General features: G+C 63.3%; 12 protein-coding genes. 4 read left to right on the plus strand and 8 right to left on the minus strand.

Annotated elements, in window-relative coordinates; all coding sequences use genetic code 11:
- The first annotated feature begins 31 nt into the window (after window positions 1-31).
- Window positions 32-967: a polysaccharide deacetylase family protein gene (locus tag AAFH49_RS11645; protein WP_342298266.1), complete on the plus strand. Its 936-nt coding sequence runs from the start codon at window positions 32-34 to the stop codon at window positions 965-967.
- Between the two features lie 163 nt (window positions 968-1,130).
- Here AAFH49_RS11645 and AAFH49_RS11650 read toward each other — a convergent pair whose 3' ends face one another.
- The 6 genes from AAFH49_RS11650 to AAFH49_RS11675 form a co-directional block, all read right to left on the minus strand.
- Window positions 1,131-1,652 (minus strand): hypothetical protein, encoded by a 522-nt coding sequence (locus AAFH49_RS11650; protein WP_342298268.1) that lies wholly within the window; start codon window positions 1,650-1,652, stop codon window positions 1,131-1,133.
- 138 nt (window positions 1,653-1,790) lie between these two features.
- Window positions 1,791-3,914, minus strand: a complete 2,124-nt coding sequence (gene ligA, locus AAFH49_RS11655; protein ID WP_342298270.1) for an NAD-dependent DNA ligase LigA — start codon at window positions 3,912-3,914, stop codon at window positions 1,791-1,793.
- Window positions 3,915-4,057: 143 nt separating this feature from the next.
- A complete protein-coding gene (locus AAFH49_RS11660) occupies window positions 4,058-4,669 on the minus strand; it encodes a DUF4920 domain-containing protein (protein ID WP_342298271.1) in 612 nt (203 codons plus the stop codon).
- 91 nt (window positions 4,670-4,760) lie between these two features.
- On the minus strand, window positions 4,761-5,381 hold the full coding sequence (locus AAFH49_RS11665; RefSeq protein ID WP_342298272.1) for a hypothetical protein: 621 nt from the start codon (window positions 5,379-5,381) through the stop codon (window positions 4,761-4,763).
- A gap of 243 nt (window positions 5,382-5,624) precedes the next feature.
- A complete protein-coding gene (locus AAFH49_RS11670) occupies window positions 5,625-6,317 on the minus strand; it encodes a hypothetical protein (protein WP_342298274.1) in 693 nt (230 codons plus the stop codon).
- Window positions 6,318-6,376: 59 nt separating this feature from the next.
- Entirely contained in the window at window positions 6,377-8,173 is a 1,797-nt protein-coding gene (locus AAFH49_RS11675; RefSeq protein WP_342298276.1) for a S8 family serine peptidase, read from the minus strand.
- A gap of 164 nt (window positions 8,174-8,337) precedes the next feature.
- On the opposite strand from AAFH49_RS11675, the gene AAFH49_RS11680 reads away from it, so the two are divergent.
- Window positions 8,338-9,180 carry an OmpA family protein gene (locus tag AAFH49_RS11680; RefSeq protein WP_342298278.1) on the plus strand — a complete coding sequence of 281 codons (843 nt, stop codon included), beginning with the start codon at window positions 8,338-8,340 and terminating at the stop codon, window positions 9,178-9,180.
- 80 nt (window positions 9,181-9,260) lie between these two features.
- Here the strand turns inward: AAFH49_RS11680 and AAFH49_RS11685 are convergent, their stop codons facing one another.
- Both AAFH49_RS11685 and AAFH49_RS11690 read right to left on the minus strand, forming a co-directional pair.
- Entirely contained in the window at window positions 9,261-10,682 is a 1,422-nt protein-coding gene (locus tag AAFH49_RS11685; protein ID WP_342298279.1) for a M28 family peptidase, read from the minus strand.
- 235 nt (window positions 10,683-10,917) lie between these two features.
- Window positions 10,918-11,538, minus strand: a complete 621-nt coding sequence (locus AAFH49_RS11690) for a phosphoglycerate mutase family protein (RefSeq protein WP_342298281.1) — start codon at window positions 11,536-11,538, stop codon at window positions 10,918-10,920.
- Window positions 11,539-11,724: 186 nt separating this feature from the next.
- On the opposite strand from AAFH49_RS11690, the gene AAFH49_RS11695 reads away from it, so the two are divergent.
- Both AAFH49_RS11695 and AAFH49_RS11700 read left to right on the plus strand, forming a co-directional pair.
- On the plus strand, window positions 11,725-12,405 hold the full coding sequence (locus tag AAFH49_RS11695) for a response regulator transcription factor (protein WP_198068200.1): 681 nt from the start codon (window positions 11,725-11,727) through the stop codon (window positions 12,403-12,405).
- A gap of 185 nt (window positions 12,406-12,590) precedes the next feature.
- The gene (locus AAFH49_RS11700; RefSeq protein WP_342298283.1) at window positions 12,591-13,970 is read left to right on the plus strand and encodes a sensor histidine kinase; all 1,380 of its coding nucleotides are present in this window, start codon (window positions 12,591-12,593) and stop codon (window positions 13,968-13,970) included.
- The last annotated feature ends 8 nt before the right edge of the window (window positions 13,971-13,978 follow it).

Here is a 13,978-nt window from a genome sequence, read left to right on the forward strand (position 1 = left end):
AGTTGCGAAGCCCGGCTTCGTGCGTGTTACAATGAAATTCTCTTCTGCTTCCCTCCTGCTGGCAGCCCTCGCCGTGGCCGCCTGCGATTCTAAAACCGCCACCACCGGCGAAGCTGCCAACAGCAACGCCACGGTTTCGGCCGCTCCCGCCGACTCGGCCGCCGACCCCGCCGCCGCCGAAACCTCCGGCACCCGCGCCACCGCTACCGACGAGGCCAACGCCACGCCCGCCCCGGCCCCCAGCTCCATCCCGGCCAGCAAGGCTGGCGACGCAGCTGCCATTCTGGCCCGGCCGCAGGTGCCCATCCTCTGCTACCACCAGATTCGGGACTGGACGGCCCGCGACTCGAAGGGTGCCAAGGACTACATCACGCCCATTGCCACCTTCAAGGCCCACATCAAGATGCTGGCCGACTCGGGCTACCACACCATTTCGCCCGACCAGCTTTACGCCTACATGACCACCGGGGCCAAGCTGCCGAGCAAGCCCATCATGCTCACGTTTGATGACACTGACCTCGACCAGTTCACCATTGCCCGGCCCACGCTGGAGCAGTACGGCTACAAGGCCATGTACTTCGTGATGACCGTGAGCCTGGGCCGCCCCCACTACATGACCAAAGCCATGGTGAAGCAGCTTTCCGACGAAGGCAACATCATCGGCTCGCACACCTGGGACCACCACAACGTGAAGAAATACCAGGGCAAAGACTGGGAAACCCAAATCGACAAGCCCACCAAAACGCTGGAAGAAATCACGGGCAAGAAAATCAACTACTTCGCCTATCCCTTCGGCCTGTGGAACACCCAGGCCTTCCCCGAGCTGAAGAAGCGCGGCTTCGTGGCCGCCTTCTCGCTGGCCGAAAAGCGCGACCAGCAGGACCCCATGTTCACCATCCGCCGCATCATCGCCAGCGGCTACTGGAGCCCCAAGACGCTGCGCAATAACATCGTGCAGTCGTTCTAAGCGAGCTGGATTACCCAACAAAAAAAGCCCCGTCAATTGCTGACGGGGCTTTTTTGTGATTAAACGAAGTAGGGTGCGGGGCTTGCCCCCGCCCGTCGTTGAATGGAATCGTTGGAACGGTGCGACCGACGGGCGGGGGCAAGCCCCGCACCCTACATAAAACTCACGGAGCTTTCACGCCGCCGGTGCCGCTGGCGGCGGGCGGCATACCGGGCGGCACCTGGTGCACCACTATCACGAAGGGAAATTCGCCCTTCATCTGGCTGTAGATGGTGGCTTCGAAGTCGGGACCCTGATAGCGCACGGCTTCGCAGCTGGGGCAGGTTACGGGCTGGGCGGTGAGCTTGCGGCTTTTGAGCTCGCGGTTCAGCTCGCGCACGCAGCTGGCCTGGGTGGTTTTCAACACCACGTCCTGGCCGGGGCGCTGGGCGCGCATTTGCAGGCGGGCCGAGGGGGCGGTGCTGCCGGAGGGCACGAATGTCCAGGCCGCCTCACGCACGGTGGCGGTAGGGCCGACGTACGTCCACTCGAAAGTGAGGTGGTCCGTCACCACTTTGGGCGACGTTAGAGCCGTCGGCTCGGCTCCAATGGCCAGCAGGTCGGCCAGCGAAACACACTGCGCCCGCAATGCAGGGGCACAAATGGCCTGGCCCAAGAGGAATGCAAAAAGAAGAAGTGCGCGCATGGATGGGAAAATGGAGGTCAAAGGTCGGTATTTCAGCCCATAGACAAAAACTTAGCCGAATTATTTGCATCGAACCAAGCTGAATATACGGGTTTCGGTCTTCCTACTGCTTTTTACTAATTTCCCCGGCCGCTCGGGCTAGAACAGGGAGCCCTGCTGACCCGGCCCCGCCGCAGCGGGCGCGGGCGGCACCAGTGCTTCGGTAGCGGCGGCAGCTTCTTCGGGCGCTCCAGCATCGGCGGCGGGCAGCATGCCCATCAGGTCGGTTTCGGAGATGATGGGGACTTTAAAGCCCAGGGCTTTTTCGCGCTTGGCGGGGCCCATGTTGTCGCCGGCCACGAGGTAGCTCAGCTTCTTGCTGATGGAACCCGTGATTTTGCCGCCGTTGGAGGTGATGAGGTGCTGCAATTCCTCGCGGCTGTGCTGCTCGAACACGCCCGAGATGACGAACGTGAGGCCGGCCAGTCGGTCGGAAGCGGGCACGGGGGCTTCGCCGGTTACTTCCAGCTGCACGCCGGCCTGGCGCAGACGCTCCACCAGCTCCCGGTTTTCGGGCTGCTGAAACCAGTGCGCGGCGGCCACGGCAATCACACCTCCCACTTCGGGCACAGCGGCCATGTCCTCGGCGGTGGCGGCCATCAGCGCATCAATGCTGCGGTAGTGGGCGGCCAGCTTCTGGGCCACGGTTTCGCCCACGTAACGAATGCCCATCCCAAACAGCACGCGCGGAAACGGCACCAGCTTGCTGGCTTCGATGCCGGCAATGAGGTTGTCGATGCTCTTTTCGCCGAGGCGCTCCAGCGTCACCAATTCGGGCCGGCGGGCGGGCAGGTCGTAGATGTCAGCGGGGGTTTTCACCATGCCTAAATCGAATAGACGGCCCACGGTTTCGGCTCCGAGCCCATCGATATTAAGCGCTTTACGCGACACGTAATGCTCCAACCGGGCCTTGAGCTGAGGCGGGCAGCCACGCTCGTTGGGGCAGCGGAAATGGGCTTCGCCCTCGGGCCGCACCAGCGGCGTGCCGCAGGCCGGGCACGCCGTAGGGTACTGGATGGGCACGGCATCGGCGGGCCGGGAAGCGAGGTCCACGCCGGTGATTTTGGGGATGATTTCGCCGCCCTTCTCCACGTAAACCAGGTCGCCGAGGCGCAGGTCGAGCAGCTCAATCTGGTTGGCGTTGTGCAGGGTGGCGCGCTTCACCACGGTGCCAGCAAGCGGCACGGGCGTGAGCACGGCCACTGGCGTCACGGCCCCGGTGCGGCCCACGTTGTAGAGCACGTCGTTGAGGCGGGTGCGGGCGGCCTCGGCGGGGTACTTGTAGGCGATGGCCCAGCGCGGGCTTTTAGCGGTGTAGCCCAGTTGGTCCTGCTGGCGCAGGTTGTCAACTTTGATGACGATGCCGTCGGTGGCTACGGGAAGGTCGAAACGCTTTTTGGACCAGTAGTGCACGAAATCCAGCACTTCCTCGATGTTGGAGGCCCGACGCCATGTGTCAGAAACGGGCAGGCCGTATTGAGTTAGCGCTTCCAGGGCGGCGCTGTGGCTAGCGAAATGGCGGCCGGGCGTGAGTAGCGAGTAGGCATAAAACCGCAGCTTTCGTGCCGCCACCTGGGCCGAGTTCTGGAGCTTGAGGGTGCCGCTGGCGGCATTGCGGGGGTTGGCAAACAGGGCTTCGCCATTTTGCTCGCGCTCGGCGTTCAGCTCCTCGAATACCGGCAGCGGCAGAAAAACTTCGCCGCGCACTTCGAAGTCGTCGGGCTGGTCGGGGCCGGGGCGCAGGGCCAGTGGCAGGGTTCTGATGGTACGCACGTTGGCCGTCACCACGTCGCCGCGGGTGCCGTCACCGCGCGTCACACCCTGGGTCAGCTGGCCGTGCTCGTAGCGCAGGCTCATGGCCACGCCGTCAATTTTCAGCTCGCAGACGTAAGCGTAGGGCGCGCCCTCCAAGCCCTTTTGCACCCGCTCGTCGAACTCGCGCAAGTCGTCTTCGGAATAGGTATTGCCCAAGCTGAGCATGGGGAAGCGGTGCACCGCCGTGGGAAACTGCTTGGTGATGGTGCCGCCCACGCGCCGGGTGGGCGAGTTGGGCAGGGCCAGGTCGGGGTGCGCGGCTTCGAGCTGCTGCAATTCCGCCAGCAACTGGTCGAATTCCTGGTCGGGAATTTCGGAAATATCGAGCTGGTAATACTGGTGGTTGAGGTAGTGCAGCTGCTCGGTGAGGGCCTGAATGCGGTGCTGAATGGCGGGAGTATCGGGCATGGCGGGAGTGCCGGACGCGGCAAATCGAAGTCAATTATAACAAGACACGCAAGCTACGGCGGCGCGCCAAAACAAGCGATAAAACAGAAAAAGCCGCCCGACTGGGCAGCTTTTCTACTGTTATCAGGGTCAGGGACTAACCGCTAATTCTGCACCAGAACACCGTCGGCCATAAAGTTCAGCTCCTGTTTGGGCTGGGTGATGGCGGCGATTTCCGACTCGGGCTTGCCGGCATCGCGCAGGTAGTGCTGCTGGTCGGCCACGCTCACCGTTTCGCGGTGCGCCCAGCCGCTTACCACTACGGTGTGGCCGCTGAGGTCTTTGGGCACGAAAAAGGCGTAGTCGCGGAAACGGACGCGCATCTGCTGGCCGTCGGCAGTGGGTAAGGTCATCCAGCAGCCTTTGGCTTGGCACACGGCGGTGGCCTTGCCCACCACCTTCACCTGCGCCGAATCGCGGCTGCCGAGAGCAGTAGCGAGGGCGCTCATGGGCAACGCGCCGGCAGGCGTGATGGCCGCACCGTAGGTCTGGCCGGGAGTGGCCGGGGCAATGCTGGTGTTACCGGGGGCTTCGCCGTCCTCCTCTTCGCCCTCGCCCTCGGCACCCGCGCCTTTGGGCACTTCAGAATCGTGGCCGTTTACTTCCTGCTGGCCCTGGGGCACGGGCAGCACGGGGTTAATGGGAGCCGAAGGAAAGAATTTCAGCAACAGCAGAATGGCGACCAGTACGCCAGCAAAAGAAAGAAGGAATTTCATGATTCAAGTAATGGGAAATTGAAGCAGATGGGAGGCCGCCGTACTAAATGGCTCGGCGGCTAGCCGAAGCACAGCATTAGGACAATACCTATTACTGACTAATAACCACGGCTTTGCGTAACTTACGAACGTAGGCCATGCGGCGCTCGGCCCCGCCCGCGCCGGTATAGTCGAAGCCCACGGTGGCAGGGTCTTCGCGCAGGGCCGACCAGGTTTTGGCATCTACCTCAGCGGGCTGCTCGCTGCCGGCCGGGATAGCCGGCTGCATGAAATGCGCATCGGCAAAGAAGTTATTCATGCCCTGCAAAATGGCGATTTCCTGGTCGCGCACACTGGCCGATTGTGGGTCGGCAATGTCGGTGTGGCTAAGCAGGGCGCGGGCGGGCAGCACCTCGTGGCGCAACGTATCGCCGGTGCTGCTGGTCACGATGAGGTGGGCCTGGGCCGTGAGCACGCGGGGGCCGCGCAGCTGCAAAATAAAATTATCCTTGGTGGCCGGGTCCGAAAACGAGTGGGTGGCGCTCACGGTGTTGAGCACCGTTTTGCCGCTCACGCGCACGCGGCTGCCAGCGGGCGGCGGCGTGTAAGTAGAACGGGGGTCGGTGGCAGCGCTGCTCACCTCGCGCTCGGTGCTCACGCAGGAGGCCAGCTGGAGCGTGAAACCGGCGGCCAGCAGCGCCAGGGCAGAAAGTCGAAGATGTTTGATTTTCATAAAATGGAGCATGACCGAAGGAGGCCCAATGCACGAAGGTAAGATGGAAAATGAAGCCGATGCTATATAGAAAACCTACACGGGCGGCCAGCGTGGGGGATTTTACGGCAAATACGCAGCAATGGGTTTGACTTCGGCCTTTTGGAGCACTATCAGTCATTCCGACGCAGGAGGAATCTGACGATAACCGTTGTACGAATTCACTCAGATTCCTCCTGCGTCGGAATGACAGCGGCACATTGCTCAGAACAAGCCCACTTCAACCCCCAGCGTCCAGCGGGGCAATTCGGGCCAGGCCGCGTAGCCGGGCCCAAACACCGACGACAGCCGGTAGCGCGCCGTGAGGGCGTAGCGGTCGACGCCCACGCGCCCGCCCACCCCGCCCCACCAGCGCCGCAGGTAAGGCAGGCCATGCTCGGTGGTTTCGACGGAGCCGATGCCTGGAGCGGGTTCGTCTTCGGTGCTGTGGGAGGTGGCGGCCACCCAGCCGCCGCCGGCCAGCAGGTCGAAGTAGCGGCCCACGGCATTGCCACGGCGGCCGTAGTTCAGACGCAGGCTGAGCTCGGAATACAGCTGGTGCAGGGCCAGGCTTTCTTCGCGGTGCAGGCTGGGGCTTGGCACGAGTTTTTGACCGTTCTGCGCCAGGTTATAGCGTTGGTAAGTATAGCCCAAATCGGCATTGAAGGCCAATGCCTGACTAAACCGAAACTTGAGCCGCCCGCCGCCACGCAGCTCGGCCGAGCCCAGCCCGTAGCGCACGGCCGCACCTGCTCTGGCCGGGCCGGCCAGCAAGCCGTAGCCGAAATACGCGTGGCCAAAGTAGCGCCGGTTGGGACCAAAAGTCGTTTTCACGGTGTCATCGGCCACGTTGGCCTGCACCAGCACCTGCTGGGCGCGGGCGGCGGGCAACGCGCCGGCCAGCAAGCCCAGCAGCATTAGCCCGCGGCGCTTCGCTCCTGCCGGTTTCAATTGACTGTTCAATTTCGCGGGCTGCATTATTCTGAATACGTGGCCGTATAGCCTTTGAAATGAACGCGCAGCACGTTGCCCCCGCTGAAGAAGCGGCGCGGCACCTGCACCACCAGCCGCTGCGTGACGGCCCGGGTTTCGTAGCGACGCAATACCCCGCGCCGGTCGGCCAGGTTCCAGTAGAGGTAGGCCGGGTAGTTGGGCTCGGGCAGCGGCGCGGGGCTGGGAGCCACGGGCTGCTCGCGGCCCACGCGGGGCACGTTGTCGGCGGGGCTTTTGGCTTCCGGAGTGGGCGTGGCGGCGGGTAGTACGGGTTCGCTTTGGTCGGCCATGAGGGGCAGCATTTCGGCCGACCGCAGCGCAGCCTCGGGACGAATGATGACGGCAATCAGGCTATCACGGGGCACAAAATCGAACGTGGGCACAGTAGAAACTGCCGCATGCGCAGGCGCAAAGTGCGCAAAACGGGGCCGCCCAAAGCCATGAGCGTAATCAAAATAAGGATACAGCTCGGCCGATTTTTCCAGCCCCTGAAACACCTGCATGGCCGTGAGTTCCCGGTGCTGCTGCCACAGGCAGGCCGCAAAGCCCGCTACCAGCGGCGAGGCGAACGAGGTGCCTTCCAGCCGCTCGTAGCCGCCCCCCGGCGTGGTGGTGAGCACGATGCCAAACGCCGCCAGATTAGGCTTAGGCCGGCGGTCGGCGGTGGGGCCGTAGGAGCTGAAATCGACGTGCAGGCCGGTTTCGGGGTCGAGGCCGCCGATGGCCAGCACCGAGTCCGCATCAGCGGGCGTGCCGATGCGGACCCAGTCGTCGTCGCCGTCGTTGCCGGCGGCGCTCACCACCAGCACGCCCTTGCGGGCGGCCAGGTTGGCGGCGCGGGCAATGAGGCTGCGGTGGCCGTCCATCTGCTCGGGGAAATAGCGCTGCTCGGTGTAGGCCAGCGAGGAATTGATGATGTCGGCCCCGAGGCGGTCGGCCCATTCCACGGCGGCCAGCCAGGCTTCTTCCTCGGCGTAGCTCTCGCGGTGCAGCTGCTCGGTACGGGCCAGCAGGTATTCCGCATCCGGCGCAAGGCCCAGCGCGAGACCGGGTGAACCGCTGAAGCCGCTGGGCAGGCGGCCGGCCAGGCAGCCCATCACCTCGGTGCCGTGGCTGCCGCCGATGAATACGTCGTCGCGGTTTCTCAGAAAGTCATGGGTGGCCACGATGCGCTTGCCCGCCATCAGCTCCCGAAACGCCGGATGCTCCGGCAGCCCCCGAAAGCCCACGTCGAACACGGCAATCCGCATCCCGTGCCCGGCCAGGCCGGCGGCTCGCAGCGCCGCCCCGTCGAGGTGGGCCGTTTGGCGGCGGGCCAGCAGGTAGTCGTTGGCCGTAATGGGCTTGGGCGAGCTGGCGGGCAGGAGGACTGATGAGTTGGTGGAGTAATGAGCGGCTATTTCAACGTTGCGCAGCGGCCATTCCTCAACGTTGGCCACGCCGGGCAACGCCCGCAGCGCGGCGGCCTGCGCGGGCGTAGCACGGCAGGCTACAGCATTAAACCAGCGGCTGACCAGCGTCACGGTATCCACCCGCGCCGTGATGGCGGCCACGTAATCGGGCCGCACGGGCAGGTCAGTGGCATCAAAAGCCGGTAAGTGCTGGCGGGTGCGGCGGGCCAACGCGGCGGGCGAAAAGTACCGCGCCGGGTCGAAGCGCACGCCGCTTTTGTCGCGCAGCGTCACCCAGTAGCGCTCCGAGGGGTGTTGATTTTCAGGCAGCGAAGTACCGGGCTGGCCCATAGCAGCCACCGGCCCGGTCGCGCCCAGCAGGGAGAGCACCAGTCTGGCAGCCCGGCGGCTTGGCCCCATCCGCTTCCAAACGGTAGTAACTAAAGGAGAAAAGTGCATAGTATTTCGCCAAAGATAACCCTTGCCAGCGGGCTCCGTTTTAAGGCTGGACCATTTTGAGGTCTAATTGACTTCTTTACTTTTCTTTCGCTCTTATGAATTTTCGCCTCTTCCCCACCCTGCTACTAGGTGCCACGCTGCTGGCTCTGCCCGGCTGCAACCAGAAAGAAATTGCGGCCCTGCAACAGCAGAACTCCGAGCTCACCAAATCGCGCGACCAGCTCGCGATGGAAAAAAGTGCCCTGGCCTCGGCCAAAGCCCGCAACGAGGAAGAGTTGCGCAACTCGCTGCTCAACAAAAACCAGCAGGTCAACCAGCTGAACCAGAACCTGGGCGATGCCGAAACCGACATCAAAAACAAAAATGCCGACCTGCAAAGCAAAGAGGCCGACCTGCAAAGCAAAACTGCCCGCATCGCCGAGCTTCAGAATGCCTTGGCTCAGAAAGACGCCGCCACCAAAGCCCTCCGCCAGCGCGTTTCGGACGCGCTGCTGGGCTTCAACGCCCAAGATTTGCAGGTGAGCGTGAAAAACGGCAAAGTGTATGTGTCGCTCTCCGAGCAGCTGCTCTTCAAATCGGGCTCGACCAAAGTAGACCCCAAGGGCCAGGATGCCCTGCGCAAGCTGGCCACCGCCCTCAAGGACAATAAAGACGTGAATGTGCTGGTGGAAGGCCACACCGACAACGTGCCCATCAAAGGCACCACCGCCAGCGGGGCCCGCGACAACTGGGACCTGAGCGTGATGCGCGCCACCGAAATCACCCGCCTGCTCACCTCCGCCGGCATGGACCCCGCCCAGGTCACGCCCTCGGGCCGGGCCGAGTTCCTGCCCCTGGCCGCCAACGACACTCCCGCCAACAAGGCCCTGAACCGCCGCACCGACATCATCCTGACGCCCAAGCTGGACGAGCTGTTCTCGATTCTGAATCAGAATTAAGCTTGATTATCAGCCTAACGAAACGGCCCCACCTGCTTGCGCGGGTGGGGCCGTTTCGTTGGGCTGTCCCTTAGTGTCTGTTACAAGCCGTACTTGCTCAGAAGGTAAATTAAGGAAGCCATGCTGGCCCCGCCCAGCTCCAGCTCGCGGCGGTTCACTTTATCAAAGGTGTCGGCAGCCGTGTGGTGGATGTCGAAGTAGCGCTGCGAGTCGCACTTGTATCCGATGAGGGCTTTGGGATGCACGGCGGCTTGCAGGGGCTCGATGTCGGTGCCGGAGTGGCCGGCCGTTACGTCGGCAGCGTGGTAAGGTACCAGCAGTGGCGCCAGCCGGGCCAGCTTGGCCACGGTGGCGGGGTCGCCCTCCACGGTGAAGCCGCGCGGCGTGAACCCGCCCCCGTCCGACTCGATGGCAGCGAGGTGGGTTTCCTTATTCTGGGCGGCGAGGCGGGCGTATTCGTTGCCGCCGCGAGTGCCGTTTTCCTCATTCATGAAGAGCACGGCGCGTAGCGTGCGCTCGGGCTTGAAGCCGGCGGCGCGGAGCAGGCGCAGAGCCTCAATGCTTTGTACGCAGCCGGTGCCATCGTCGTGCGCGCCCTGGGCGAGGTCCCAGGAGTCGAGGTGGCCGCCCACGGTGATGATTTCCTGCGGGAATTTGCTGCCCTTGATTTCGCCCACTACGTTATAGCTTTTTTCCTCGGGCAGGGTGATGCACTCCATTTCCAACTCGAATTGCAGGTCAGGGTTGGCCTTGAGGAGCTGGCTGAGCTTGTCGGCGGCGTTGGTGCTGAGGGCCGCGCCGGGCACTTTGGTCACGCCCTCGGCGTAGCGCATAGTGCCGGTGTGTGGGTTGTCGTCGCGGGCGCTGGTCATGGAGCGCACTAGGGCGCCCACGGCCCCGCGCTTGGCGGCTTCGATGGCCCCGTTGGCGCGCTGGTCCACGGCCCCGCCGTAGGCCGCGCCCGGCTCGATGAGGGCATCGTTGAAGGGACGGTTATAGAACACGAACTTGCCTTTCACAGCCGCTTCGGGCAGGCTTTTCACTTCCTCCAGGCTGTGCACTTCCACCACGCCGGCTTTCAGCTTGCCCCCAGTGCTCACCGAGCCGCCCAGGGCGCACACCGGCACCCGCACGCCTTTGTCCTTATTACCAATGATTTCGCCGCGCTCCTTGCCGCCGCGCACCCAGTGCGGCACCATCACCTCCTGCAAATACACGCGGTCGAAACCGGCTTTTTCCATGGTGGCCTTGCCCCACTCCACGGCCATCTGGGCCTGCGGCGAGCCCGACAAACGCGGCCCGATATTGCCGGTGAGGTAGCGCAAATTTTCGTAGCTCTCGCCGCGCAGCAGGGCTTCATCGAAGATTTTGCGCAGCGCCAGCGAGTCGGTCTGGTCGGATTTTGCCGCAGCAACGGACGCGGGTACCGCCTTGTTCTTTCTGTGCGACTGCGCTTCACTTGGAGCGTTGATTACCAACAATGCGCCGGCCAAAACCAGCATTTTTTTAACGTGACAATGCATAGAGCGACGACCTGAAGCCGCGACCGTAGTGGCCGGGCGTGGGCGAAAGTACGGCAGCGGGCCATTGTGGGGTGCGGCACCGGTTATTTTAAGCCGGAGAAACGCTGTGGCGGCCGTACCAGCCGCCAATAACTAACAAGGCCGTAACTCCTCCCGCAACGCGGCGAAGGATTACGGCCTTGCTCATTTTTACCGATTCGGTTATTGGCGATGGCTATTTAACCGGCGTGGCCGGCACCATGGGTGCAGCCTTGCCCAGTTTGATGCCCGGACGGCGCTCGGGGCCGTAGCCGCGCATGTCCACGGTGGGCATGAGGCCTTCCGCCACGCGCACCGTGAATAGGTATTCGTAGTCGTGCTCGCCGATTTCTTCCACCGGCGGGGTGGCCCCGAAATCATCAATGAGTGATAAAACCGTGTTGGAGTGGCCCACGATAACCACCGATTTGCCGGCGTATTCTTTTAGGATGCGGTCGGCGAGGTCGCGGCCCCGTTTGGGGTCGTAGGTCTGCGGCTCCAGTTTCAGGGCTTCGGCCAGCGGGGCCAGGGTGGCGCGGGTGCGCTTGGTGTCGGTGGTGAACAGGGCGGCGGGGTGGTGGCGCAGCAGCGTCTGGCGCAGGGCCAGGGCGCGGGTCTGGCCCAGGGGCGAGAGCGTGGGGTCGGCGCGGTCGGAGGTCGAATCTTTTTCGGCGTGCCGCACAATATATATCGTGGTTACCACGGGCTTGATTTTGGTTTTGACTTTGGTCGCGGCCGGGGCCTGAGCGGCGGAAGGGCCGGCGAAAGCGGCCAGGCCGGCCATCAGCCACATTAATAAGGAGAAACGCTGAGTCATTGGAAAGGAAAAAGACGGTGAATGTGCTCAGCAAATTACGCCGTAATTGGGAATAAGGGTTGAATTTGGGACGGCTTCATGTGCTGTTCAGACGGCTATGCCGTATGTTGCTGACGGAATCCGGACCTTTCGGCCGCTCGCCGCCGCAAAGCCCTTCTCCCCGCACCTCAACCCCCAATCCCCTTCATGCACGTTCTGCTCATCGAAGACGAAAAAAGCCTGCACCAGGAAATGCGGCAGTTTCTGCTGCAAGCCCAGTACCTGGTCGACTCGGCCTACACCTACGCCGAGGCGTCGGAAAAACTGTACGTGAGCAGCTACGACTTCGTGCTGCTCGACCTGGGCCTGCCCGGCGGCGACGGCCTCGACCTGCTCCGCGAAGCCCGGCTGAATGAAAACCAGGAGGCCTCGTTCATCATCCTCACCGCGCGCGGCGCGCTCGACGACCGCATTCGCGGCCTCGACCTCGGGGCCGACGACTACCTGCCCAAGCCCTTCTCGCTGCTGGAACTCACCAGCCGGATGCAGGCCATCACGCGCCGCAAGTTCAACCTCAAGCGCCCGGAAATTACCTTCGGCCAAGGCTTTAGCATGGACCCCAATGCCCGCATCGTGCGCCACGGCGGCCAGGAAGTGCCCCTCACCAAAAAGGAGTTCGACCTGCTGCACTACCTGCTGCTGCACCGGGGCCGTGTGCTCACGCGCCTGCAGCTCGGCGAGCACCTATGGGGCAACGTGCTCGAAGACGATTCCGACTCGAACTACATCGACGTGCACATCAAAAACGTGCGCAAGAAGCTGGCCCAGTTCGCCTCGGCTGATTTTCTGGAGACGGTGCGCGGGATTGGGTACCGGGCAGCGGAGTAAAATTAAACGCCTGTCATTGCGAGCGGAGCGAAGCAATCCGTCCTTTTCTCAGCGACCAACCAAATAATGTGACAAGCCCCGGCACCGCACAGTTCCGGGGCTTGTCGTTTTCAGAAAGTGTCTGACTTTTACAGGACGGATTGCCGCGTTCCGCTGCGCTCCACTCGCAATGACAACCGAAAACCATGCGTCTCGAAGCCAAGCTTGCCCTGTTCAATGCCCTGTCCAAGCTGCTGCTGGTGCTGCTGGGGGCGCTGGTGATTCCGCCCATCGTGCAGCGCGTAGCCGTGGCGCACACCGACCTGCACCTGCGCGCCAAAAAGCAGCAGGTGCTGGCCCTCATTGCTCGCGATGGCCTGCAGGCGTTCGAACGCGGCGAGCGGGCCGAGACTTACGCCGACTACAACATCTTCAAGCAGGAATACATCACCCTCACGCCGCTGCCCGCCGGCAAGGCCCTGCCGCCCGAGCACATTTTTGAGGAGCCCCGGCAGGTGGACCAGCAGGTGGAGGATTTTCGGATTCTGAGCTTTGCGCGGCCCGCCCAGGCCCCGAATCAGCCCGCGTTTCGGGTTGAGATTGGCTCATCGCTGGAGACGGTGGAACTGCTGACGGGCACGCTGCGCAACCTGGCCTTGTGGGTACTGGTGGCGGCCTCGCTGCTCACCGTGCTGTCCGATGCGGCCTTTGCCCACTACCTGCTGGAGCCTTTGCGCGAGCTGACTATTCGCAAGCTGCGGGGCATTCGTCAGCCGTCGGATTTTCAGTTTGAACCCATTGATACTGATACTACTGACTTTCGTCGGCTCGATGACCGGTTGAACTCGCTGATGCGGCAGGTGCAGTCGGCTTTCGCCAAGGAGCGGGAGTTTATGAGCAACGTGAGCCACGAGCTGCTCACACCGGCCAGCATCCTGCAATCGCGCTTCGAGAACATGCTGCAGGACCCCACCCTGCCCGAGGCGCACGCCCAGCAAATCGTGGAATCGCAGCGCACGCTCTACCGCCTGCGCAATACCGTGCGCACCCTGCTGCTCATCGCCAACATCGAAAACGAGCAGTACCTGCGCAACGAATCCGTACGCCTGAGCACCGTCGTGGCCGAGGTAGCCGAGGAACTGGACGACCGCCGCCAGCAGCGCGACATCACCCTAGAAGTGGACATCACCGGCGACGACACCCGCCCCCAGGCCAACGCCAGCCTGCTGCACACGCTGCTGCGCAACCTGCTCTCCAACGCCATCAAGTACAACCGCGAGGGCGGCAGCATCCGAGTGCTGGGCCGGCCCCTGCCCACCGGCGGCTACACGCTGCGGGTGGAAGATTCCGGCCCCGGCATCTCGCCGGAAAACCTTCCGTACCTGTTCGACCGGTTTCGGCGCTTCAATTCCAACGCGCCCGGCTCGCCGGAGGGCTACGGCCTAGGGCTGCCCATTGCCCAGACCATTGCGGGCTTCCACGGGGCCACGCTGCGGGCCGAGTCGGAAGTGGGCCGGGGCACGGCGTTTATTCTCGATTTTCAGCCCGCCGCCAACTTGCCGGTGGGGTTCATGCCGGCTTCATAGGGGTACTA

The organism is Hymenobacter segetis, from assembly GCF_038448715.1.
Taxonomy (GTDB): Bacteria; Bacteroidota; Bacteroidia; order Cytophagales; family Hymenobacteraceae; genus Hymenobacter; species Hymenobacter segetis.